This is a genomic window from Pseudomonas sp. BN607 (assembly GCF_029871175.1).
Lineage (GTDB): Bacteria > Pseudomonadota > Gammaproteobacteria > Pseudomonadales > Pseudomonadaceae > Aquipseudomonas.
Window position 1 is genome coordinate 14,750 of the sequence record NZ_SSOE01000027.1, and the last position, 22,607, is coordinate 37,356.

General features: G+C 61.6%; 21 protein-coding genes. 1 reads left to right on the plus strand and 20 read right to left on the minus strand.

What is annotated here, in order from left to right:
- Nucleotides 1–139: 139 nt before the first annotated feature.
- The 14 genes from E8E68_RS05850 to E8E68_RS05915 form a co-directional block, all read right to left on the minus strand.
- Nucleotides 140–925, minus strand: a complete 786-nt coding sequence (locus E8E68_RS05850) for a MetQ/NlpA family ABC transporter substrate-binding protein (RefSeq protein ID WP_266029012.1) — start codon at nt 923–925, stop codon at nt 140–142.
- A gap of 175 nt (nt 926–1,100) precedes the next feature.
- Complete coding sequence (locus E8E68_RS05855; RefSeq protein WP_266029011.1) at nt 1,101–1,931, minus strand: sigma 54-interacting transcriptional regulator; 831 nt, start codon at nt 1,929–1,931, stop codon at nt 1,101–1,103.
- A 64-nt stretch (nt 1,932–1,995) separates the two neighbouring features.
- The gene (locus E8E68_RS05860; protein WP_266029010.1) at nt 1,996–2,577 is read right to left on the minus strand and encodes an alpha/beta hydrolase; all 582 of its coding nucleotides are present in this window, start codon (nt 2,575–2,577) and stop codon (nt 1,996–1,998) included.
- A gap of 283 nt (nt 2,578–2,860) precedes the next feature.
- Nucleotides 2,861–3,262: a biopolymer transporter ExbD gene (locus tag E8E68_RS05865; RefSeq protein WP_266029009.1), complete on the minus strand. Its 402-nt coding sequence runs from the start codon at nt 3,260–3,262 to the stop codon at nt 2,861–2,863.
- 1 nt (nt 3,263) lies between these two features.
- Complete coding sequence (locus tag E8E68_RS05870; protein WP_266029008.1) at nt 3,264–3,983, minus strand: MotA/TolQ/ExbB proton channel family protein; 720 nt, start codon at nt 3,981–3,983, stop codon at nt 3,264–3,266.
- Nucleotides 3,984–4,013: 30 nt separating this feature from the next.
- Nucleotides 4,014–4,808, minus strand: a complete 795-nt coding sequence (locus E8E68_RS05875) for an energy transducer TonB (protein ID WP_266029007.1) — start codon at nt 4,806–4,808, stop codon at nt 4,014–4,016.
- 440 nt (nt 4,809–5,248) lie between these two features.
- Complete coding sequence (locus E8E68_RS05880; protein ID WP_110743321.1) at nt 5,249–6,238, minus strand: sulfate ABC transporter ATP-binding protein; 990 nt, start codon at nt 6,236–6,238, stop codon at nt 5,249–5,251.
- A gap of 3 nt (nt 6,239–6,241) precedes the next feature.
- Nucleotides 6,242–7,114: a sulfate ABC transporter permease subunit CysW gene (gene cysW / locus E8E68_RS05885; protein ID WP_110743322.1), complete on the minus strand. Its 873-nt coding sequence runs from the start codon at nt 7,112–7,114 to the stop codon at nt 6,242–6,244.
- 11 nt (nt 7,115–7,125) lie between these two features.
- Nucleotides 7,126–7,944 (minus strand): sulfate ABC transporter permease subunit CysT, encoded by an 819-nt coding sequence (gene cysT, locus E8E68_RS05890; protein ID WP_010955699.1) that lies wholly within the window; start codon nt 7,942–7,944, stop codon nt 7,126–7,128.
- A gap of 203 nt (nt 7,945–8,147) precedes the next feature.
- Nucleotides 8,148–9,155, minus strand: coding sequence for a sulfate ABC transporter substrate-binding protein (locus E8E68_RS05895; RefSeq protein ID WP_110632752.1), 1,008 nt, complete (start codon nt 9,153–9,155; stop codon nt 8,148–8,150).
- A gap of 48 nt (nt 9,156–9,203) precedes the next feature.
- On the minus strand, nt 9,204–9,386 hold the full coding sequence (oscA, locus tag E8E68_RS05900) for a sulfur starvation response protein OscA (protein ID WP_003258557.1): 183 nt from the start codon (nt 9,384–9,386) through the stop codon (nt 9,204–9,206).
- Between the two features lie 205 nt (nt 9,387–9,591).
- Nucleotides 9,592–12,645: an efflux RND transporter permease subunit gene (locus E8E68_RS05905; protein ID WP_266029006.1), complete on the minus strand. Its 3,054-nt coding sequence runs from the start codon at nt 12,643–12,645 to the stop codon at nt 9,592–9,594.
- On the minus strand, nt 12,642–13,709 hold the full coding sequence (locus E8E68_RS05910) for an efflux RND transporter periplasmic adaptor subunit (protein WP_280340198.1): 1,068 nt from the start codon (nt 13,707–13,709) through the stop codon (nt 12,642–12,644). The genes E8E68_RS05905 and E8E68_RS05910 overlap by 4 nt, the downstream gene beginning before the upstream one ends.
- Complete coding sequence (locus E8E68_RS05915) at nt 13,706–14,794, minus strand: efflux RND transporter periplasmic adaptor subunit (RefSeq protein WP_266029004.1); 1,089 nt, start codon at nt 14,792–14,794, stop codon at nt 13,706–13,708. The genes E8E68_RS05910 and E8E68_RS05915 overlap by 4 nt, the downstream gene beginning before the upstream one ends.
- 314 nt (nt 14,795–15,108) lie before the next feature.
- On the opposite strand from E8E68_RS05915, the gene E8E68_RS05920 reads away from it, so the two are divergent.
- Nucleotides 15,109–15,564: a transposase gene (locus E8E68_RS05920; RefSeq protein ID WP_280340199.1), complete on the plus strand. Its 456-nt coding sequence runs from the start codon at nt 15,109–15,111 to the stop codon at nt 15,562–15,564.
- 109 nt (nt 15,565–15,673) lie between these two features.
- On the opposite strand, the gene E8E68_RS05925 is transcribed toward E8E68_RS05920, so the two are convergent.
- The 6 genes from E8E68_RS05925 to E8E68_RS05950 all read right to left on the minus strand — a co-directional run bounded on the left by E8E68_RS05925 (nt 15,674) and on the right by E8E68_RS05950 (nt 22,578).
- Nucleotides 15,674–16,567, minus strand: a complete 894-nt coding sequence (locus E8E68_RS05925; protein ID WP_266029002.1) for an ABC transporter permease subunit — start codon at nt 16,565–16,567, stop codon at nt 15,674–15,676.
- Nucleotides 16,564–17,484, minus strand: a complete 921-nt coding sequence (locus tag E8E68_RS05930; RefSeq protein WP_009681714.1) for an ABC transporter permease subunit — start codon at nt 17,482–17,484, stop codon at nt 16,564–16,566. The genes E8E68_RS05925 and E8E68_RS05930 overlap by 4 nt, the downstream gene beginning before the upstream one ends.
- Nucleotides 17,481–18,623 (minus strand): polyamine ABC transporter ATP-binding protein, encoded by a 1,143-nt coding sequence (potA, locus tag E8E68_RS05935; RefSeq protein WP_110743329.1) that lies wholly within the window; start codon nt 18,621–18,623, stop codon nt 17,481–17,483. The genes E8E68_RS05930 and potA overlap by 4 nt, the downstream gene beginning before the upstream one ends.
- Before the next feature lie 71 nt (nt 18,624–18,694).
- Nucleotides 18,695–19,789 (minus strand): polyamine ABC transporter substrate-binding protein, encoded by a 1,095-nt coding sequence (locus E8E68_RS05940; RefSeq protein WP_266029001.1) that lies wholly within the window; start codon nt 19,787–19,789, stop codon nt 18,695–18,697.
- Between the two features lie 158 nt (nt 19,790–19,947).
- A complete protein-coding gene (locus E8E68_RS05945) occupies nt 19,948–21,045 on the minus strand; it encodes a polyamine ABC transporter substrate-binding protein (protein WP_266029000.1) in 1,098 nt (365 codons plus the stop codon).
- Nucleotides 21,046–21,216: 171 nt separating this feature from the next.
- Nucleotides 21,217–22,578, minus strand: a complete 1,362-nt coding sequence (locus tag E8E68_RS05950) for an aspartate aminotransferase family protein (protein WP_266028999.1) — start codon at nt 22,576–22,578, stop codon at nt 21,217–21,219.
- Nucleotides 22,579–22,607: the final 29 nt, after the last annotated feature.

A 22,607-nucleotide genomic window follows, 5' to 3' on the forward strand; every position in this document is an offset into this window, starting at 1 on the left:
GTACTACTGGCGCGGGTGGTTCGGCGTACGCCGCGCATTGTTGTGCGGCCTTGCGCCGCGAATGGGCCGCAGAGCGGCCCCGAAACAAAACGCCGACACAAGCGTGTCGGCGTTGGTCATGCCAGGACCTGCAACCGGATCAGAACGCCGGCAGCACAGCACCCTGGTACTTCTTGGCGATGAATGCTTTCACTTCCGGGCTGGTCAGCGCCTTGGCCAGTTTCTGCATGGCCTCGCTATCCTTGTTGTCCGGGCGGGCAACCAGGAAGTTCACGTACGGCGAGTCGGCACCTTCGATCACCAGCGCATCCTTGGCCGGATTCAGGCCGGCTTCCAGGGCGTAGTTGGTGTTGATCATGTCCAGGTCCACCTGGTCCAGCACGCGCGGCAGCATGGCCGACTCAAGCTCGCGGAACTTCAGCTTCTTCGGGTTCTCGGCGATGTCCTTGGGGGTAGCCAGGGCGTTTTTCGGGTCTTTGAGGGTAATCAGGCCAGCCTTCTGCAGCAGGATCAGCGCACGGCCGCTGTTGCTCCCCTCGTTCGGGATAGCCACGGTAGCGCCGTCCTTCAGCTCGCTAAGGCTCTTGACCTTCTTCGAGTAACCACCGAACGGCTCGACGTGCACGCCGACCACTGTCTCCAGGTGGGTGCCCTTGCCTTCGTTGAAGCTCTTCAGGTACGGCAGGGTCTGGAAGTAGTTGGCATCCAGGCGCTTCTGGTCAACCTGCACGTTCGGCTGGACGTAGTCGGTGAAGACCTTGATCTGCAGGTCCACGCCTTCTTTCGCCAGGGTCGGCTTGATCAGCTCGAGGATTTCGGCATGGGGTACCGGGGTAGCAGCAACCACCAGTTTCTCGGCAGCGGCGGCCAGGCCGGAGAACGACAGGGCAGCGGCCAGGGCAGTGGTGAGCAGGGTCTTCTTCATGGTGGTCCTTGTTCTGATTCTGGGCCATCAGCGATGGCGAATGGGGTGCCCAACCGATTCACCAGCGGGCATGAGGCGGACAATACCTAGATTTTTTATTCCGTAACAATATCTTTTACTTAGCTGCTTATTCCAAAACCAAAATGCCACCAGTCACTTTGCTTATGAGTGATGTCTAGCGCGCGTGCTTGAGCAGATCGAGATCTTCAGGCTGGATCTCAACACCGTCATTCACCAGCAAGGCAAAGTGGATGACGTTCTCGAGCTCGCGGGTGTTGCCAGGCCATGGATGGGCCTCCAGCACGTGCTGCGCAGCCTCGCTTACCAAGGGCACAGGGCGCTGCAGGCGCACACTGTAGATGCCCACGAAATACTCGGCCAGCGGCAGGATATCGCCCGGCCGCTCGCGCAACGGGGGCAGCTCCAAAGCCCCTTCGCGCAGGTATTGGTAAAGGCGTTCGTTAAAGCGCCCCGCACGCACTACCCGTGCCAGGTCGATGCTGCTGGCGGCCACCAGGCGCACATCCACCGGCTGCGGCTGTTGCGCGCCCACCCTTATGACCTCGCGGTTCTCCAGGGCCGCCAGCAGCTTGCCCTGGATGGCCAGCGGCAAGTCGGCAATCTCGTCCAGGTACAGCGTGCCGCCGTTGGCCGAGCCGAACCACCCAGCGCGGCTGCTGGCCGTGCCGCCATGGGTGCCGGCGCTGTAGCCGAACAACTCGGCGTCGGCGTAGGTGGGGCTGATAGCTGCGCAGTTGACCGACACGAATAGCCCGCCCCGGTCGCTGGCGCGGTGAATCTGCCGCGCGAGCAGCTCCTTCCCGGTGCCAGTCTCGCCACGGATCAGCACCGGCAAGGGTTGCGGCGCCAGGCGCTCAAGGTCCTCGCGCAGTTGCTGCGAGCGTGGGTCTATGAACACCAGCGCCTTGGCGCGGATGCTCAGCGGGCTCTTGTCCAGCTCGGGGAAGGTCAGCAGTGGCTGGCCAAACGGGTTTTGAAACGTCATGACGAACTCCCGCCCCAGGCCTTCATTGGCCGGGCGTCAGGTAAACGGAAAACGCTAAGGCCTATCAGGCGCGACGCAGTGCGCGCTGCTCGACCCGGCTTTGCAAGCGATACAAGTAGGCGAAACCTTGTTCCCAACGCTCATGGCCGGACTTGACGTTGATGTGCCCGGCGTTGCTCAGCAACCCCGCTTCGGCGCCCCACGCCTGGGCCAGGTACAGCGCCCGCGGCACGCTTACGGCAGGGTCGTTGTCAGAGCTGACGACCTGGCTGGGGAATGGCAAGGCTTCGGTCGGGATCGGCGCAAAGTTGCGCAGGGCCGGCGCACAGGTCGGCCGTTCGACGTCTGCCGGTGCCACCAGCAATGCACCCCGCACCTGCCGCCGCAAGGCCGGGCTGGCCTGCGCAGCCCAATGGGCGACAGTGACGCAGCCAAGGCTGTGGGCAATCAGGATCACCGGCGAGCGCTCGGCGGCGATCGCCTGCTCCAGCGCCTGGACCCAGTCCTGCCGTTGCGGGGTGAGCCAGTCGTGCTGCTCGACCCGCGCACTGTTGGGCAGGGTGCGCTGCCAGTGACTTTGCCAATGGTTGTCTGGCGATCCTTGCCAGCCCGGCACAATCAGGTAACGAATCGACTCATTGCGCATGGGGACGCCTCCAGTAAGTTTGCGTGCTTGGAGACAAGTATAGGGAGGGAGTTATATTCGTAAAGGAATAAGAAGCTATTTATTAATAACCAAACAACAGATAGCGTGTGCGATCCCTGTGGGAGCGGGCATGCCCGCGAAGCAAGCACCGCGGTGGATGGCACGGGCTTCGCCCGTGTTCGCGGGCACGCCCGCTCCCACCCGGATCAGGCAAAAAAAAGAGGGCCAACCCCTGCCAAGAGATGTGGCCCATAAGCACTTGCCTGAAGAGGTTTTGCAGGTATCAGCGCGCGGTTATCACTGCCAGTTTGCTGATCCCCGCACGTTCGATGGCTGCCATGGCCCGCGCCACTTCGCCGTAGTTCACGCCGTCATCGGCCTGCAGTTGCACACGCACGTCCGCGTCCTTGTCCTTGGCAGCCCTGAGGTTGGTTTCCAGCAGGTCGGGCTGGATCTGGTCCTTGTTGATGAACAGCTTGCCTTCACCGTCAATGCTGACCACCAGCGGGTCCTTCTGCTCCACCGGGGCCACGGCCTCGGTCTTGGGCAGATTGATAGGGATGGCGTTGGTCAGCAGCGGCGCGGTGACGATGAACACCACCAGCAGCACCAGCATGACGTCTACCAAAGGCGTGACATTGATTTCACTGAGGACTTCGTCGCTGTCCTGGGTCGAAAAGGCCATATCAGGACGCCTCCTTCACCGGCTGGGTGAAACCGGCCTGGGCTTTGTGCACAGCCGGGTGCACCAGCACGCGGAAGGCGCTCTTCTGCGCCAGGCTGTAGAAGTCGTGGGCAAAGTCATCCAGGTCGGCAGCCGTCAGCTTGAGGCGGCGCAGGAAATAGTTGTACACCAGCACCGCCGGCACCGCGACGGCGATACCTACACCGGTTGCCACCAGTGCAGCACCAATCGGCCCGGCCACGGTTTCCAGGCTGGCAGAGCCGGCCGCGCTGATACCCTTGAGCGCTTCCATGATACCCCACACGGTGCCGAACAGGCCGATGAAGGGCGACGTGCTGCCGATACTGGCAACCACTGCCAGGCCGGTTTCCAGCGAGCGGCGCTCACGCACGATTTGCTGGCGCAACGCGCGCTCCAGGCGGTCCTGGTGGTTGATGGCGTGGCTCAGGTCATTGGCCTGGGTTTCGCCCACGGCGATTGCAGCGTAACCAGACTGGGCCACGCGGGCAGCCGGGCCAGGCAGCTCGTGGCTGAGTTGTGCCGCCGAGTCCAGGCTGGAGGCAGCCCAGAACTGCTGGTGGAAGCGTTTGTCCTGGTTCTTCAGCCGCACGAACTGCGCGACCTTGACCAGGGCAAGCCCCCACGTGACGACAGAGAAACCAACCAGCAGCCAGATGACTGCGCTTTCAACGGACTCAAGGGGGGATGCCAGCAGGCTCATGATGATGTCTTCCTGTGTTCTGCGAAAAAGTTAGCGAAGCTTGAAATCGATCGGCACGCTGACCCAGCCGGCCTGGGCCACGTCGCCCTGCTTGGCAGGCACGAAGCTCCAGCGCTTGACCGCGGCTAGCGCAGCGGCATCCAAGGCATCGCGGCCGCTGCTCTTCTGGATCTGAATTTGCCCGGGCTTGCCGCTGGGCAGCACCTCTACGCGCAATAGCACGGTGCCTTCCCAGCCACGACGCTGGGCCATCTGCGGATACTCCGGTGCCGGGTTTTTCAGGTACGCGGCGTTTGCCGAAGCCGGGGTTATCGGGGCCGGGGCAGGTGGTGCCGGAGCAGGCGGGGCCGGCGCCGCGACCGGCCTCGGGGGTGGTGCTTCGACCGGTTTGGGCTGGGGCTTCGGCGCTTGCTTGACCACTGGCTTGGGCACGGGCTTGGGCTTGGGTTTGGGCTTGGCGGCCAGTTCGTCGACTGCCGGTGGCGGTGGCACGACAACGGGCGGCGCAGGGGCTGGCGGCGGCGGTTCGACCACGGGCGGTGCCGGCGCGGCGAATTCGATGGTCATGGGCGGCACCTGCGGCGGCACCACCGGCAGCACTGGCGTGGGTGCCTGGCTGACCCAATACCCAGCTGCGCCATGCAGGGCCAGCACTAGCAGGCCGAGCACCAGCTTGTCGCGGCGCTTGAGCCCGCTGACCGGCGTGCGTTGCAGGCGCAGCTGGCCCAGTGGCAGGCGAAGCGTGCGTCCAAGCTCGACCAGGTCGCCCGGGGCCGGGCCCCATGGCTGGTCGTAGGCCCTGACGGCCGACTGGACATTACCCATTGATAAAAACTCCTGGGGTCTCGATTCAGGTGTGTGGCTGAATCATCGGGGCCAGAGGCTTATCTCTTAAAGTAATGTTTAAAATTATAGTTATAACTTAACTGAATAATGTTTTTGATGGGCAGCGTCAAAGCTACGGATTGCGTGGGCTGCGGCTTTCAGAGGTAAGAGCGATGCATTGAGGGCATACAAAATATTTGCGCAAGGCATGAGATTGCCGCGAGGCTCGCACCCTTGTTCACTTAAGCAATCGGGGCCGCCTTGCGGCCCTTCGCGGGCAAGCCCGCTCCCAAAGCAGCGTGCATTCCTTGAGGTTTGCGCCGTACTTGTAGGAGCGGGCTTGCCCGCGAAGGGCTGCAAGGCAGCCCCAATCGATGTCACATCGGGCTTAGGTGAACAGCATCAAGACCAAGCCCGGGCCTTTCACTCACAAAGCCGGCTCAGATGTCCGCCACCTTCTGCCAAACCTTTGGCCGGAAGAACAACGTCTCTCCCCGCGCCAACCCGGTCAGGCTGTCATGGTCCTTGACCACTTCGGCTTCGATCAGCTCGCTCTGCCCTTCCACCTTCAAGGTCACCCGTGTGGTCGCGCCCAACGGCCGGATATCTCGCACCTCGGCGGCATGGTGCCCTTCGGTCTCATGGCGCGACAGCGACACTTCGTGCGGGCGGAACAGCACATGGTGCCCTTCGCTCAAGGCCAACCGGTTGGAATCGCCGAGGAAGTGATAGACGAAATCGTTGGCCGGCTGTTCGTACACCTCGCCTGGCGAGCCGATCTGCTCGATCACACCTTTGTTCATCACCACAATGCGGTCAGCCACTTCCATGGCCTCCTCCTGGTCGTGGGTGACAAACACCGAGGTCAGGTTGATATCCTCGTGCAGCCGCGCCAGCCAGCGGCGCAGCTCTTTGCGCACCTTGGCGTCCAAGGCACCGAACGGCTCGTCCAGCAGCAGCACCTTGGGCTCCACTGCCAAGGCGCGGGCCAGGGCAATACGCTGACGCTGGCCGCCAGACAGCTGCTCCGGGTAGCGGTCGGACAGCCAGTCCAGCTGCACCATGTTCAGCAGTTCATGCACCTTCTCGGCAATCCTGCTCTCGCTCGGGCGCTCGCCCTTGGGCTTCATGCGCAGGCCAAAGGCAACGTTGTCGAACACGCTCATGTGACGGAACAACGCGTAGTGCTGGAACACGAAACCGACGTTGCGGTCGCGCACGTCATGGCCGGACACGTCCTCACCATGGAACACGATGTTGCCCTGGTCCGGGGTTTCCAGGCCGGCGATGATGCGCAGCAGGGTGGTCTTGCCGCAACCGGACGGGCCGAGCAAGGCCACCAGTTCGCCGCTGTTGATGTCCAGGTTGATGTTGTCCAGGGCCTGGAAGCTGTTGAAGCGCTTGCTGACGTTACGAACTTCGATCGACATGAATCATTCCTCCGCGGCGCTGTGGCGCAGGCGGTTAATACGGTTCTCGCTCCACTGCTTGAGCAGCAGGATGAAGAGCGCCAGGATCAGCAACAGGCTGGCCACGCTGAAAGCCGCGACGTGGTTGTACTCGTTGTAGAGGATCTCCACGTGGAGCGGCAAGGTGTTGGTCACGCCACGGATGTGGCCGGACACCACCGACACCGCGCCAAACTCGCCCATGGCCCGTGCAGTACACAGCACCACGCCATAGATCAGGCCCCACTTGATGTTCGGCAGGGTCACGTGCCAGAACATCTGCCAACCATTGGCGCCGAGCAGGCGTGCGGCCTCCTCCTCTTGCGTGCCCTGCTCCTGCATCAGCGGGATCAGCTCACGGGCCACGAACGGCACGGTGACGAAGATGGTCGCCAGGACAATGCCGGGCAGTGCGAAGACGATCTGGATATCGTGGTCCTGCAGCCACGGCCCGAACAGGCCTTGCGCGCCGAACATCAGCACGTAGACCAGGCCCGCGATCACCGGCGACACCGAGAACGGCAGGTCGATCAGGGTGACCAGGATGCTCTTGCCGCGGAAGGTGTACTTGCTCACGCACCACGCAGCGCTGACTCCGAACACCAGGTTCAGCGGCACCGAGATGAACACGGCGAGCAGGGTCAGCTTCAGCGCCGACAAGGCGTCAGGCTCGAAGATCGCCTCGAAGAAGGTACCAAAACCGTTCTTCAGCGCCTGCGACACCACGATGACCAGCGGCAGCAGCAGGAACAGCGCGAACACCAGCCAGCCAAGGCCGATCAGGATGCGGCGCGAAGTGGCACTGCCACGGCGGGCGGCGTTGGCGGCGGCGCTGGTACTCAGGGATGAACTGGACATGCCGGCCTCCTTCAAGGGGTTTCGATACGGCGCTGCAGCAGGTTGATCAGCAGCAGCAGGATGAAGGAAACCACCAGCATCAGCACGCCGATGGCGGTCGCGCCGGTGTAGTCGTACTGGTCGAGCTTGACCATGATCAGCAGCGGCAGGATTTCGGTTTTCATCGGCATGTTGCCGGCGATGAAAATCACCGAGCCATACTCGCCCACGCCACGGGCGAAGGCCAACGCAAAGCCCGTGAGCCAGGCCGGCAGCAGTGCCGGCGCCAGGATGTGGCGGAACACCTGCAATGGCTTGGCGCCCAGGCAGGCCGCGGCTTCTTCCACTTCACGCGGGATATCGGCCAGCACCGGCTGCACCGTGCGCACCACGAACGGCAGGGTGACGAAGGTCAGTGCCAGGGTGATACCCAGCGGGGTGTAGGCGATCTTGAAGCCCAGGTCGGTGGCGAACTGGCCGACCCAACCCTGCGGTGCATACAAGGCGGTCAGGGCGATGCCGGCAACGGCAGTGGGCAGGGCGAAGGGCAGGTCGATCATGGCGTCGATGATCTTGCGCCCTGGGAACGTGTAACGCACCAGCACCCAGGCCAGCAGGGTACCGATCACACCGTTGATGATGGCGGCGAACAGGGCGGTGCCGAAGCTCAGCTTGAGCGCAGCGATCACCCGCGGCGCACTGATGATGTTCCAGAACTGCTCGAAGGTGAGCTGCGAGGCATGGATGAACATGGCCGCCAGCGGTATCAGCACGATCAGGCTGAGGTACACCAAGGTGTAGCCCAGCGTCAGCCCGAAGCCGGGTATGACGGGGGAAATACGACGTGACATAAGTATCCCTGGTTGAATGCACTTGGCCCAGTATCGATCCGGGGCCGGTGCAGGCTTCTGAATCCTGGGGCTGCTTTGCAGCCCATTCGCGGCACAAGGCCGCTCCCACAGGGATCGCGGTTCCACGGGGGATCGCGGCTCTTTGTGGGAGCGGCCTTGTGCCGCGAATGGGCCGCAAGGCGGCCCCCGCTTTTCCTTGGCGTTTACTGTGCCTGATAGATCTGGTCGAACACACCGCCATCATTGAAGAATTTCGGTTGTGCCGTCTTCCAACCACCAAAATCCTTGTCGATGGTCACCAGGTCGAGTTTCGGGAACTGCTTGCCGAACTCGGCAGCCACTTTCTCGTCACGCGGGCGGTAGAAGTTCTCCGCAGCAATCTTCTGCCCGGCCGGGCTGTACAGGTGCTTCAGGTACTCGGTGGCAATCTCGGTATTGCCCTTCTTCTCGGCGTTCTTGTCCACCACCGCGACCGGCGGCTCGGCCAGGATCGACAGCGACGGTACAACGATGTCGAACTTGTCAGCCCCACCGTCTTCCTTCAGCGCCAGGAAAGCTTCGTTTTCCCAAGCCAGCAACACGTCACCCTGGCCGTTGTTGACGAAGGTGATGGTCGAGCCACGGGCGCCGGTGTCCAGCACAGGGACGTGCTTGAACAGCTCCTGGACATATGCCTTGGCCTTGTCTTCGCTCCCGCCGGTCTTCAGGCCGTAGGCCCAGGCGGCAAGGAAGTTCCAGCGCGCACCGCCAGAGGTTTTCGGGTTGGGGGTAATGACCGACACGTCCTTCTTGATCAGGTCGCCCCAGTCCTTGATGCCCTTCGGGTTGCCCTTGCGTACCAGGAACACGATGGTCGAGGTATACGGGGTGCTGGCGTCCGGCAAGCGGGTCTGCCAGTTGTCCGGCAGGGTCTTGCCCAGCTTGGCGATTTCGTCGATGTCACCGGCCAGGGCCAGGGTCACCACGTCGGCACGCAGGCCGTCGATCACCGCACGCCCCTGTTTGCCCGAGCCACCGTGGGATTGCTGGATCTTCACCTTGTCGCCCGGGTGGGCCTGCTGCCAGTGCTTGATGAACTCGGCGTTGTACTGCTGGTACAGCTCACGGGTCGGGTCGTAGGACACGTTCAGCAGTTCGTAGTCCTTGGCGATGGCGGAACCGGCAAAAACAGCACTGGCCAGGGCGGCGAGCGCATAACGGCGAATGGACATGGTGAAGCTCCCGATTGGCATTTTTCTAGTTTTGAATGGGTGGCGCGATCAGCCGGTCTTGTTGCCGGGCTGTTGCAGGCGGAACTTCTCCTTGCGCTCGATCTGGACGACCTGAGCGTTGTGCACAGTGATCTCCACCGCACCGAACCGCAGGTCGCGCAGGGCGCTCTGGATTTCCCGCAGAATGGTGGCTTCGTCCTGACCGTCGATGCTACGCAGGGATGCACTCATGCTCGTTCTCCTTGGAGTGAGGGTGCCGGGCAGAGGTATGAAGGGGATTTGCGCCTGGCTTGAGGGCAATAGTAGTGAGGCTGAGTTATTCTTAAAAATACTGTTTAAGAATTTTTATATAACCAAAATAAATTCACGATTTCGCAGGCGCCAGAACCCCCTGTGGGAGCGGGATCACCCGGTCCCACAAGGTCCGTACAAGGCTTCAGTTCTGTTTCTGCGGCTCGCGGATCTTGTACCAGGCCACGTACAGTGCCGGTAGGAACAGCAGCGTCAGCAAGGTGGCCACGATGATCCCGCCAATCATCGCGTAGGCCATCGGGCCCCAGAACACCTCGCGGGCAATCGGGATCATGCCCAGGCTCGCCGCCGCCGCAGTCAGCAGGATAGGCCGACGACGATGGTTGGTGGCCTCCACCACCGCATCCCACGGCGAGAAGCCCTGGGCTTCGAACTCGTCGATCTGGGTCACCAGGATCACCGAGTTGCGAATGATGATACCCGCGAGCGCCAGAATGCCGAGGATCGCCACAAAGCCCATCGGCGTGCCCGTAGGCACCAGCGCCAACACCACGCCAATCAGCCCCAGCGGCGCCACGCTGACCACCAGGAACAGCTTCTGTACGCTGTGCAACTGGATCATCAGGAAGGTCGCCATGAGGAACAGCATCAGTGGGAGGACCTTGGCGATCGGCCCCTGGGCCTTGCTGCTTTCTTCAACCGTACCACCCGTGGCCACTTCGTAACCGACCGGCAGCTTGCTGGCGAACTCGTCAATTTTCGGCTTCAGTTGGGCCACCAGGTCGGTGGGCTGGATGTCGCCGTTGACCGAGGCTTTGATGGTAATGGTCGGTTTGCGGTCGCGCCGCCATACCAATGGCTGCTCCAGCTCGTAGCGCACGGTGGCGAACGACAGCAGTGGGATCGAGGTGCCGTTGGGGGTGAGGATCTGCAGGTTCTGCAGAGTATCGGGCGAACCGCGCTCGCTGTCTTCGGCGCGGGCGACCACGTTGACCAGGTAGATGTTGTCGTTGACCTGGGTTATCTGCACGCCACTGACGATGCTGTTCATCACATTGGCCACGTCTTCCGACGATAGCCCCAGCTGGCGCGCCTTGTCCTGGGCGATCTCCACGCGCAGCACCTTACCGGGCTCGTTCCAGTCATAGATCATCTCGCCGATGTGCTCGTTCTGGTTAAGCAAGGTGGCCAGGTCGATGGCGTGCTTGCGCACCTCGTCGATACTGGAGCCACTGACCCGGTACTGGATCGGCCGACCCACCGGCGGGCCCATTTCCAGCGATTGCACGTTGGTGCCGATGCCGACGAATTCTTCATGCAGGATCTTCTGCAGGCGCTCGATCATGCCTTGGCGCTCTTCGAAGCCCTTGCTGACAATGACCAGCTGGGCGTAATACGGGTTCTGCAGCTGCTGGTCGAGCGGCAGGTAGAAGCGGATGGCGCCCTGGCCAATGTAGGTGCTCCAATGCACCAAATCGGGGTCATCCTTGATGCGGGCCTCGAAACGGTCGACCACCTTTCGGGTTTCCTCGATCGAAGCGTTTTGCGGCAGGTTCAGGTCGACCAGGATCTCCGGGCGGTCCGAGGAGGGGAAGAACTGGTTCTGCACGAAACGCATGCAGAACAGCGACAGGGCAAACAACAGGATGGTGCCGATGATCGTCAGCCAGCGATGACGCATGCACCACAGCAGCCCCCCTTCAAACGCCCTGCCGACCCGCCCAGGCTCGGCTTCGTGGGCCTTGAGCTTGCTGCTGCTGAGAATATGCACACCCAGCACCGGGGCGAAGAACACGGCAACGATCCATGACACCAGCAAGGCTACGGCAATGACCGCGAACAAGGTGTAGGTGTATTCGCCCGCGGAGCTGGCGTTGAGGCCGATCGGCACAAAGCCGGCCACGGTCACCAGAGTGCCGGTGAGCATCGGGAAAGCCGTGGAGGTATAGGCAAAGGTAGCCGCCTGCTCCTTGCTCTCGCCCATCTCCAGCCGGGTGACCATGACCTCCACGGTGATCATCGCATCATCTACCAACAGCCCCAGGGCAATGATCAACGCGCCCAGCGAAATCCGCTGCATGGTGATGCCGCTGTATTCCATGAACACGAACACCATCGCCAGCACCAGCGGAATCGAGCAGGCCACCACCAGGCCTGCGCGCATGCCCAGGCTGACGAAGCTCACCGCCAGCACGATCACCACCGCTTCGAACAGCGCACTGGTGAAACCGCCAACCGCCTGTTTGACCACCACCGCCTGGTCCGACACGGTGTGCACGCCAACACCTATCGGCAGGTCTTCGATCACTTGGTCCATGCGCTTTTTCAGCGCAGCACCGAATACCTGCATGTTGCCGCCAGCCTTCATGCCAATGGCCAAGCCGATCGCGGTCTGGCCGTTGTACCGGAACATCGGTGACGGCGGGTCGACATAGCCGCGCTCGATGTCAGCGATATCAGCCAGGCGGAAGAAGCGGTCGTTGATCTTGAGGTTGACGGTTTGCAGGTCCTTTTCCGAGGCGAACTGCCCGGAGGTACGCACCGAGATACGCTCCGGCCCAGCCTCGATCACCCCGGCCGGGGTGACCGCATTCTGCGCTTGCAGGGCCTGCATGACCTGGCGCTGGTCTATGCCCAGGGCGGCCAGCTTGCGGGTGGAGAAGTTCAGGTACAGCACTTCGTCCTGGGTACCGACAAACTCGATCTTGCCGATGTTGGGTACATCGCGTACTTCGGCCCGCGCCTGCTCAACATAGTCACGCAACTGACGCATGGTCAGGCCGTCGGCGGTAAAAGCGTAGATCGAGCCGAACACGTCACCGAACTCGTCGTTGAACCCAGGCCCCTGGATGCCGGCGGGAAACTGGCCACGAATGTCCTGGATCTTCTTGCGCACCTGGTACCAGATTTCCGGGATGTCCTCGGCCTTGGTGGTGTCACGCAGGTACACGTAGACCGTGGACTCGCCCGGGCGGGTGTAGCTCTTGGTGTAATCCAGCGAGTCGAGCTCCTCGAGCTTCTTCTCGATGCGGTCGGTAACCTGGTACAGGGTTTCATCCTGGGTTGCACCGGGCCAGCGGGTCTGGATGACCATGGTCTTGATGGTGAACGACGGGTCTTCCTCACGGCCCAGGTTGAAATAGGAAAAAATCCCCATCAGCAGGCCGACGAACATCAGGTACCAGACGAACGATTGATGCTTGAGTGCCCAGTCGGACAGGTTGAAGCTTCCTTTCATTGCGCATCCTCGTCGAAGGCGACCTTCTGGCCAGGCTTGAGGCTGTTAACGCCGGCAGTTACCACACGCTCGCCTGGCTGCACGCCGGAAGCCAGGATGATGCTGTCGGACGTGCGGTCGATCAGGGTGACGTCGCGGGGGGTAACCGTCTTCTGCTGGGTGTCGATCACCCACACCTGGGTCTTGCCGTCACGCTCGAGCAAGGCACTCAGGGGCAGCTCGCTGCGTGGGGATACTTGCGAAGTCAGGGTGACACTGATCGCAGTACCCAGGTGGAACGCTGCCGGGGTGCTCGCCAAGGTCAGTCGCGCACGGCGGGTACGGGTTGTCGGGTCGGCCTGCGGCTCCAGCTCGCGCAGGGTGGCGGTGGTGTCGATGGTAGGGTCGAGCTGCGAGGCGACAGTGAAGGTCAGGTCCTTGTTCAGTTGCTCAGCCAGGCCGATCGGCAGGTCGATCACTGCCTCCTTCACATCGGGCCGGGCCAAGGTCACCACGGCCTGCCCGGCGGTCACGGTTTGCCCGGCTTCGGCCTGCCAGGCGGTGATTACCGCCGCGTGGTCGGTGCGCAGGGTGCTGTAGTCGAGCTGGTCGCGGGCCTGGCTGAGTGCCGAGCGCGCCTGCTCCAGCGCGGCACTGGTGGTTTTCAGGTTGGTCTGGGCGATGTCCAGCTGCGCCTGGGCACCCACGCCACGGTCATACAGCTGTTGCTGGCGCCGCGCATCTGCCTGGGCATTGATCCATTGCGCCTGCACCTTGGCCAGGTCGCCTTCGGCGGCACGCAGCTGGTTCTGCTGGTCGGTGGGGTCGAGCGTGGCCAGCGTATCGCCCGGCTTGACCTGGGCGCCCACATCCAGCCAGCGGCGGGCAATGCGCCCGGAAACCCGAAAGCCCAAAGTGCTTTCAAAGCGCGCTTCGATATTGCCGGCAAAGCGGCCCAGCTGCGACTGTACCTGGGGCTCCACCTTCACCGAGAGCACCGGCCGGATCGGCTCTGGGGCTTGCTCCTCGCTTCCGCAGCCGGCCAGCAGCATGGCGGCCGAGAGCATCAGCAGCAGGCGTGTCATAACTCACCCCCTTGGGCCTTGGCATCGACCTTCTCAACCTGCATGCCCGGGTGCAGCAGCTGGCTGCCATTGACCACCACGGTCTCGCCCGCCTTCAAGCCGCTGGCGATCACGATCTTGCCGGTCAGGTAGCGGCTGACCTCGACCTTGCGCAATTCGACCTTGTCGCCTTCGCCCACTACCCAGACGGCAGGCCCATGCAGTGCCTTGGTCAAGGCCGACCACGGCAGCTCGATGCTCGGCCGCCCCACCGCATTGGTGCTGGCCGTTACCGGCGCGCCCAGCTGCATGCCCGGTGGCACGTCCTTCAGGGCTACCTTGACCTGCACCGTGCCGCTTTGCGCCGACACGGTAGGTGTGATTTCACGGACAAACCCGTGCGCCTGGACCTTGGGGTCGTCCAGCAGGCTGACAATCACCCCGGCATCGCTGGGCGGTGCCACCAACAAGGATTCATAAACGTTGAACACCGCGTCGCGGTCACCGTCCACGGCCAGGCTGAAAATCGGCATGGTCGCTTGCACCACCTGGCCAACTTCGGCTTGACGCTCGGTGATCACCCCGGCGGCCTCTGAGACTAGTGCGGTGTAGCTGAGTTGCTCGTTGGCATTGGCCAGTTGCGCCTGGGCGGCCTTGAGCGCGCTCTGATTGCTGCGCAGCGAAGCTTCGGCAGCATCGTATTCGCTCTGGCTGGTGTAGCCCTTGGGCAGCAGCTTTTGCTGGCGTACGAAGGCCGCGCTGGTCTGGGTGACCCGCGCCTGTGCGGCGAAGACCTCGGCTTTAGCGGAGTTGACGTTGTTCTGCAGGTCTTTTGGGTCCAGCCGCGCCAGCACCTGGTTGGCCTTCACATGATCGCCCACGTCCACACTGCGCGAAATGATCTTGCCGCCAACGCGGAACGACAGGTCGGTCTGCACCCGCGCCTGTACGTCGCCGGTCAGGGTGACCCTGGCAGCGAAATCGGTGGGCTGCACCTGTTGCACGCCTACCCGAGGCAATGTCTCGGGGACCTCTTCCTTGCTACAGCCAGTGAGCATGTAAAGCAGCCCGAGGCAGACGACCGACAACGGACGTATCAACGCCATGCTGGCTCCTTGCTTGTGCACAAATGATTTGTGGAATGCGACTGTGAGCGTAGTTCAGGGTTCGATAAACATCACTGACGTGGGTCAGTCCGGTAATTTCACAGCCGGTGGGGGCCTCTTCGCGGGTGAACCCGCTCCCACGGAGATTGTGCCTATGCTGAATCCTGTGCAGTACCTGTGGGAGCGGGTTCACCCGCGAAGAGGCCAGTACAGGTACACATAACCGCTGCCATATCCAGAAACCATCCACTGCCTTATGCGGGCGTCACAGTCACTACCTTTGGGAGACCATCTGCCTTACAAGGAAGAACCTGATGCCTAGGGCTCAATCCCATCTGCTTCGTCGTGGTCGCTATTCAGAACTCGGCAGGCTTTATCTGCTGACCACCGTTACCCATCAGCGAAAGCCGCTATTCGATGAGTTCCACCATGCCCGCTTGGTCATTCAACACTTGCGGCAATCCGATCAGGAACAAGCCTGCCGTTCACTGGCCTGGGTGTTGATGCCAGACCATCTGCACTGGCTGATCGAATTGAAAGGAGCAACGCTGGATGCCTTGATGCGCAGGTTCAAGTCAAGGTCCAGTCTCGATTTACATCAGGCAGGGGTTGCACATCATCCGGTATGGCAGCCTGGGTATCAGGACCGGGCATTGAGAAGGGAGGAAAGCATGGTTCATGTCGCCCGGTACATTGTTGCCAATCCCTTGAGGGCTGGATTGGTAAGAAGTATCAGGGACTATCCACACTGGGATGCAGTCTGGCTTTGAGTGTGTGCTGGGGGCATTCGCGGGTGAACCCGCTCCCACAGCGACCGTGCACTTTTTGAAGGTTGTGCACTACTACTGTGGGAGCGGGCGTGCCCGCGAAAGGGCCAGGTCAGGCTGACGCAGCCACCTGCGCCGGTCGCTTGATCTGCGGCTGCGAAGCGTTGGCCGCCGCACCCTCTTCGATTGCCTGTTGAATCGCCTTGCGACGACGCTCTTCGGCACGGCGGCTGAAGAACCAGACAAAGAAGGTGACCAGCGATACCGACAGCAAAATCAGGCTGGCCACTGCGTTGATTTCAGGCTTCACGCCCAGGCGCACCGCCGAGAACACTTCCATCGGCAAGGTGGTCGAGCCCGGGCCGGACACGAAGCTGGCCAGTACCAGGTCGTCCAGCGACAGGGCGAACGACATCATGCCGCCCGCCGCCAGCGATGGCGCGATCATCGGGATGGTGATCAGGAAGAACACCTTCCACGGCTTGGCACCCAGGTCCATCGCCGCCTCCTCGATCGACAGGTCCAGCTCACGCAGGCGAGCCGACACCACCACCGCCACATACGCCGCACAGAACGTTGTATGGGCGATCCAGATGGTGACGATACCGCGCTCCTGCGGCCAGCCGATCATCTGCGCCATGGCCACGAACAGCAGCAACAGCGACAGACCGGTGATCACTTCGGGCATTACCAGCGGCGCGGTGACCAGGCCACCGAACAGCGTGCGGCCCTTGAACCGGGTGACCCGGGTCAGCACGAAGGCCGCCAGGGTACCCAGCGCCACCGCAGCCACCGCCGTGTAGCAGGCGATTTCGAGGGAGCGCATCACCGAACCCATCAGCTGAGTGTTGTCGAGCAGGCCGACGTACCACTTGATCGACCAGCCGCCCCACACCGTCACCAGTTTGGAGGCGTTGAACGAGTAGATCACCAGGATCAGCATCGGCAGGTAGATGAACAGCAAGCCGAGCACCAGCATCAGCTTGGAGAAACTGAAGCGTTTCATGCGCGGCCCTCCATCTCTTTGGCCTGGCTACGGTTGAACAGCAGGATCGGCACGATCAGGATCGCCAGCATCACCACTGCCAGGGCAGATGCCACCGGCCAGTCGCGGTTGTTGAAGAACTCCTGCCACAGCACTTTACCGATCATCAGGGTTTCCGGGCCGCCGAGCAGTTCAGGGATCACGAACTCGCCCACCACTGGGATGAACACCAGCATGCAACCGGCGATGATGCCGTTCTTCGACAGCGGCACGGTAATTTTCCAGAAGCTGTTGAAGGTACTCGACCCCAGGTCCGAAGCAGCCTCCAGCAGCGAAGGGTCGTGCTTCACCAGGTTGGCGAACAGCGGCAGGATCATGAACGGCAGGTACGAATAGACCACGCCTATGTACACCGCCAGGTTGGTGTTGAGGATCTGCAACGGCTGATCGATCAGCCCGGTCCACATCAGGAAGCCATTGAGCAGGCCGTTGTTGCTGAGGATACCCATCCACGCGTAGACGCGAATCAGGATCGCCGTCCAGGTCGGCATCATGATCAGCAGCAGCAGGACCGTCTGGGTTTCCTTCTTGGCGTTGGCAATGGCATAGGCCATTGGGTAGCCGATCAGCAGGCACAACAGGGTGCTGAAGAAGGCCATCTTCAGCGAGCCAAGGTAAGCCGAAATATACAGCTCATCCTCGGTCAGCAGGCCGTAGTTGGCCAGGTTGAGCACCAGCTGGATCTTGTCTTCGACGTAGGTGTAGATCTCGGTGTACGGCGGGATCGCGACGTCGGCTTCGGCGAAGCTGATCTTCAGCACGATGAAGAACGGCAGCATGAAGAACAGGAACAGCCAGATGAACGGCACGCCGATCACCAGGTGTCGCCCCTCCGGGGTAATGCGCTGGAAGGCTCGCTTGAGCTTGCGCAGTTTCATGACCGCAGTACCACGCCGCTGTCGTCTTCCCACCACACGTACACTTCATCGCCCCAGGTCGGGCGCGTGCCCTGGCGCTCGGCGTTGGCGACGAACGACTGCACGACCTTGCCGCTCGGCAGCTCGACGTAGAACACCGAGTGGCCACCCAGGTAGGCGATGTCGTGGACCTTGCCGCGCGACCAGTTGTGCTCGAACTCGGGCTGCTTGGTGGTGACCAGCAGTTTCTCCGGGCGCAGGGCGTAGGTGATGTGCTTGTCTTCCACCGAGGTGGTGATGCCGTGGCCGACGTAGATCTTGCGCTCCAGCTCTGGGCTGGCAATGATCGCGTGGCCTTCGGCGTCATCGACCACATCACCTTCGAACAGGTTGACGTTACCGATGAACTCGCACACCAGGCGGCTGGTAGGTGTCTCGTAGATGTCGACCGGCGAGCCGATCTGGGCGATCCAGCCCAAGTGCATGATGGCGATGCGCTGGGCCATGGTCATGGCCTCTTCCTGATCGTGGGTCACCATCACGCAGGTCACACCCACACGCTCGATGATCTCTACCAGTTCCAGCTGCATCTGCGAACGCAGCTTCTTGTCCAGCGCGCCCATCGGTTCGTCGAGCAGCAGCAGCTTGGGGCGCTTGGCCAACGAGCGGGCCAGGGCCACGCGCTGGCGCTGGCCACCGGACAGCTGGTGCGGCTTGCGCTTGGCGTACTGGGTCATATGCACCAGCTTGAGCATCTCCGCCACGCGGGCATCGATCTCGGCCTTGGCCATCTTGTCCTGCTGTAGGCCAAAGGCGATGTTCTGCGCCACGGTCATGTGCGGGAACAGCGCGTAGGACTGGAACATCATGTTGATCGGCCGCTCGTAAGGCGGCATGTCGGTGATATCGACGCCATCGAGGAAGATACGCCCTTCAGTCGGGCGTTCGAAGCCAGCCAGCATGCGCAGCAAGGTGGACTTGCCAGAGCCGGAACCACCCAGCAGGGCGAAGATCTCGCCCTTGCGGATTTCCAGGGACACATCGTCCACGGCTACGGTTTCGTCGAATTTTTTCGTGACCCGGTCGATCTTGACCAGCACCTGCTTGGGTTGCTGGCCACCCTCGAGGGCTTTCTTATAGGCACCGGAGGCAACTGCCATGAGTGAAACTCCCAACAAGATTTTTGTGCCCGCGTGGCCTGTTCTGCAGGTGCCGGCGCGGGTCTGGATTTTTACTTGCCCGACTTGACCTTGGTCCAGCTACGGGTCATCAGCCGTTGCACCTTGGGTGGCAACTCTGAGTTCACGAACATCTTGTCCAGCACTTCCTGCGGTGGGTAAACCGCGGCGTCAGTCCTCACGGCCTGGTCCATCAGGTCGCCAGCCTTGGGGTTCGGGTTGGCGTAACCGACGTAATCACTGACCTGGGCGATAACCTCAGGTTTCAGCAAATAGTTGATGAAGGCGTGCGCCTCCTTGACGTTCTTGGCGTCCTTGGGGATCGCCAGCACGTCGAACCAGAGGTTGCCGCCTTCCTTGGGAATGGCGTAGGCCAGGTTCACGCCCTTCTTCGCTTCTTCTGCGCGGGCCTTGGCCTGGAACACATCACCCGAGAAGCCTGCCGCGACGCAGATGTCGCCGTTGGCCAGGTCGGTGATGTACTTGGACGAATGGAAGTAGGTCACGTAAGGGCGCACCGCCAGCAGTTTCTGCTCGGCCTTGGCGTAATCCTTGGCATCAGTGCTGTTGGGGTTCAGGCCCATGTAGTTGAGCACTGCGGGGAGCATTTCGTCCGCCGAGTCGAGGAAGGCCACACCACACTTGGAGAGCTTCTTCATGTTCTCGGGTTCGAACAGCACGGCCCAGGAGTCGATGGTGTCCACGCCCAGCGCGGCTTTCACCTTGTCGACGTTGTAGCCGATACCATTGGTGCCCCATAGGTAAGGCACCGCGTACTGGTTACCCGGGTCGTTCTTTTCCAGGCGCTTCATCAACGCCGGGTCGAGGTTGGAATAGTTGGGCAGCAGGTTCTTGTCGAGCTTCTGGAAAGCGCCCGCCTTGATCTGCTTGCCGAGGAAATGGTTGGACGGCACTACCACGTCATAGCCGGTGTTGCCGGCCAGCAGCTTGCCTTCCAGGGTTTCGTTGGAGTCGAATACATCCTGCACGGGTTTGATGCCCGTGGCTTTCTCGAAGTCCGCGAGTGTGGTCGGGCCGATGTAGTCGGACCAGTTATAGAAGTGCACCGTTGGCGCCGCTTGGACGCTGCATGCCAGCGTCAGGCCCGCGCCGGCCATCAAGGCCTTGCGGAATACAGAAATAGACAAGTGGGTGGTCCTCACAATCAGTGCCTGGGTAGCGACAATGCTGCCGCACACGCAAAACCGGCGCGCAACTTACCTTCGCAGCTTCGATGCCGCAATCATCAATTGCCTTTCACAGGCCCTGGGCCGGGAATCCCCAGCCCAGGGATGTTTCATCGGGCTTACTTGCCCGACTTGATCTTGGTCCAGCTGCGGGTGATCACACGCTGTACCGAAGCATCAGGCGCAGCGATCGCGTACAGCTGCTTCTTCACTTCGGCAGGCGGGTAGATGCTTGGGTCGCTGGAGATGTCCTTGTCCACCATCGCGGTAGCCGCCTTGTTGCCGTTCGGGAAGCGCACGGCATTGGTGATCTCAGCCATGATTTCCGGCTGCATCAGGAAATTCATGAACTGGTAGGCAGCGTCTTTGTGCTCGGCATCTTTAGGGATGGCGACCATGTCGTAGAAAGTACCGGCACCTTCTTTCGGAATGACGTAGTCCACTTTCACCTTGTCGCCAGCTTCGTGGGCGCGGGCCTTGGACTGCTCCAGGTCACCCGAGTAACCGACGGCCACGCAGATGTTGCCGTTGGCCATGTCGCCGATGTACTTGGACGAGTGGAAGTAGGTGATCGAAGGACGGATCTTGAGGAACAGGTCCTCGGCGGCCTTCAGGTCTTCTTTCTTGGTGCTGTTGCTTGGCAGGCCCAGGTAGTGCAGCGCGGCTGGCAGCATTTCGGTCGGGGCATCCAGGAAGCTCACACCGCAGCTCTTGAGCTTGGCGATATTCTCAGGCTTGAACACCGCGTCCCACGAGTCGATCTTGTCCACACCCAGCGCGGCCTTGACCTTCTCCGGGTTGTAGCCGATGCCGATCGAGCCCCACATGTACGGGAAGGCGTGCTTGTTGCCTTGGTCGCTGGCATCGCCGACGGCCTTGAGCAGGTCTTCGTCGAGGTTCTTCCAGTTCGGCAGCTTGGAACGGTCCAGTTCTTCGTACACGCCAGCCTTGATTTGCTTGGCCAGGAAGTTGTTGGACGGCACCACGATGTCGTAACCCGATTTGCCGGCCAGCAGCTTGGCTTCAAGGGTTTCGTTGCTGTCGAAAACGTCGTACTTGACCTTGATGCCAGTCTGTTTCTCGAACTTGGCGATGGTGTCCGGAGCGATGTAGTCCGACCAGTTGTAGACGTTCAACACCTTGTCTTCAGCCTGAACAGCGGAGGCCATGGCACCCATAAGGGCGGCGGCCAGCAACGTCTTGCCCATTTTCTTCATGCGTAATGCTCCAGAATTTTTTTGTTTAGCCTTCCGTTCAGCAGCCAGGACCCACGGTGCAGAGCGCGCGGCGACTGAAACAGTCGCTAGTCTGGCAAGTTACAAGGCCCTGTTTCAAGGAAAGCAGGGCGTTGTAACGACTTAATGTCACATCGCTAGCCTAGCAGGTGCTCAGTTGATCGCCTCGAGCGTCAGGTCCAGGCATTTGCGCGCCTTTTCCACCAGCTCGTCGATCTCCGCATGGCTGATCACCAGCGGCGGCGCGATGATCATGGTGTCACCCACCGCGCGCATGATCAGGCCGTTTTCAAAGCAGAAGTTGCGGCAGATCATGCCTACGCCCTTGCCTTCGTAACGGCTACGGGTGGCCTTGTCCTTGACCAGCTCGATCGCGCCGAGCAGGCCCAGGCCACGTACCTCGCCAACCAGCGGGTGGTCCCGCAGCTCACGCAACCGCTTTTGCAAATACGGTGCCGCTTCCGTGCGCGCCTTCTCGACAATTTTCTCGTCGCGCAGGATGCGCAGGTTTTCCAGACCCACCGCGGCCGCCACCGGGTGGCCGGAATAGGTGAAACCATGGTTGAAGTCACCGCCTTCGCTGATCACCTTGGCCACGGTGTCACGCACAATCACACCGCCCATGGGGATGTAGCCGGACGTCAGGCCCTTGGCGATGGTCATCAGGTCGGGTTCGAGCCCGTAGTAGTCAGAGCCGAACCACTCACCGGTACGGCCGAAACCGCAGATCACTTCGTCGGCGACAAACAGGATGTCGTACTTGGCGAGGATCTCCTTCACCTTCGGCCAGTAGGTCTCGGGCGGAATGATCACGCCACCGGCACCCTGGATAGGTTCGGCGATAAAGGCGGCGACATTGTCTTCGCCAACTTCGAGAATTTTCTTCTCCAGTTGCTCGGCAGCCCAGACACCGAATTCATCCGGGGTCATGTCGCCGCCTTCACCGAACCAGTACGGCTGCGGGATATGCACGATGCCCGGAATCGGCAAGCCGCCCTGCTCGTGCATGCCGCTCATGCCGCCCAGGCTGGCGCCAGCCACGGTAGAGCCGTGGTAGCCGTTGACCCGGCTGATGATGGTCTGCTTGTGTGGCTTGCCCTTCAGCGCCCAGTAGTGGCGGACCATGCGCAGCACAGTGTCGTTGCCTTCGGAGCCAGAGCCGGTGAAGAACACATGGGTCATGCCTTCCGGCGCCACGTCTGTGATCGCCTTGGCCAGCTCCAGCGCTGGCGGGTGGGCGGTCTGGAAGAACAGGTTGTAGTACGGCAGCTCGCGCATCTGCTTTTCGGCCGCCTGTACCAGTTCCTCACGGCCGTAGCCGACCGCCACACACCACAGGCCGGCCATGCCGTCGAGAATCTTGTGCCCCTCGCTATCCCACAAATGCACACCCTGGGCCTTGGTGATGATGCGCGGCCCCTTCTCCTTCAGCTGCTTGTAATCACTGAAGGGTGCCAGGTGGTGCTCGCCGCTCAGGGTTTGCCATTCACGGGTTTGCGGGTTGATGACGCTCATGTGCCTCTCCATTTTCCGGCGGCCGCGCG

Excerpts from the sequence above, each read along its gene's own strand:
- E8E68_RS05920 (WP_280340199.1), top strand. The coding sequence starts at position 15,109 with ATGCCTAGGGCTCAATCCCATCTGCTTCGTCGTGGTCGCTATTCAGAA.
- E8E68_RS05930 (WP_009681714.1), bottom strand. The coding sequence starts at position 17,484 with ATGAAACTGCGCAAGCTCAAGCGAGCCTTCCAGCGCATTACCCCGGAG.
- E8E68_RS05910 (WP_280340198.1), bottom strand. The coding sequence starts at position 13,709 with ATGACACGCCTGCTGCTGATGCTCTCGGCCGCCATGCTGCTGGCCGGC.
- E8E68_RS05855 (WP_266029011.1), bottom strand. The coding sequence starts at position 1,931 with ATGACGTTTCAAAACCCGTTTGGCCAGCCACTGCTGACCTTCCCCGAG.
- E8E68_RS05850 (WP_266029012.1), bottom strand. The coding sequence starts at position 925 with ATGAAGAAGACCCTGCTCACCACTGCCCTGGCCGCTGCCCTGTCGTTC.
- E8E68_RS05895 (WP_110632752.1), bottom strand. The coding sequence starts at position 9,155 with ATGTCCATTCGCCGTTATGCGCTCGCCGCCCTGGCCAGTGCTGTTTTT.
- E8E68_RS05950 (WP_266028999.1), bottom strand. The coding sequence starts at position 22,578 with ATGAGCGTCATCAACCCGCAAACCCGTGAATGGCAAACCCTGAGCGGC.
- oscA (WP_003258557.1), bottom strand. The coding sequence starts at position 9,386 with ATGAGTGCATCCCTGCGTAGCATCGACGGTCAGGACGAAGCCACCATT.
- cysW (WP_110743322.1), bottom strand. The coding sequence starts at position 7,114 with ATGTCCAGTTCATCCCTGAGTACCAGCGCCGCCGCCAACGCCGCCCGC.
- E8E68_RS05860 (WP_266029010.1), bottom strand. The coding sequence starts at position 2,577 with ATGCGCAATGAGTCGATTCGTTACCTGATTGTGCCGGGCTGGCAAGGA.
- E8E68_RS05880 (WP_110743321.1), bottom strand. The coding sequence starts at position 6,238 with ATGTCGATCGAAGTTCGTAACGTCAGCAAGCGCTTCAACAGCTTCCAG.
- potA (WP_110743329.1), bottom strand. The coding sequence starts at position 18,623 with ATGGCAGTTGCCTCCGGTGCCTATAAGAAAGCCCTCGAGGGTGGCCAG.
- E8E68_RS05870 (WP_266029008.1), bottom strand. The coding sequence starts at position 3,983 with ATGAGCCTGCTGGCATCCCCCCTTGAGTCCGTTGAAAGCGCAGTCATC.
- E8E68_RS05865 (WP_266029009.1), bottom strand. The coding sequence starts at position 3,262 with ATGGCCTTTTCGACCCAGGACAGCGACGAAGTCCTCAGTGAAATCAAT.
- E8E68_RS05875 (WP_266029007.1), bottom strand. The coding sequence starts at position 4,808 with ATGGGTAATGTCCAGTCGGCCGTCAGGGCCTACGACCAGCCATGGGGC.
- cysT (WP_010955699.1), bottom strand. The coding sequence starts at position 7,944 with ATGTCACGTCGTATTTCCCCCGTCATACCCGGCTTCGGGCTGACGCTG.
- E8E68_RS05945 (WP_266029000.1), bottom strand. The coding sequence starts at position 21,045 with ATGAAGAAAATGGGCAAGACGTTGCTGGCCGCCGCCCTTATGGGTGCC.
- E8E68_RS05905 (WP_266029006.1), bottom strand. The coding sequence starts at position 12,645 with ATGAAAGGAAGCTTCAACCTGTCCGACTGGGCACTCAAGCATCAATCG.
- E8E68_RS05925 (WP_266029002.1), bottom strand. The coding sequence starts at position 16,567 with ATGAAACGCTTCAGTTTCTCCAAGCTGATGCTGGTGCTCGGCTTGCTG.
- E8E68_RS05915 (WP_266029004.1), bottom strand. The coding sequence starts at position 14,794 with ATGGCGTTGATACGTCCGTTGTCGGTCGTCTGCCTCGGGCTGCTTTAC.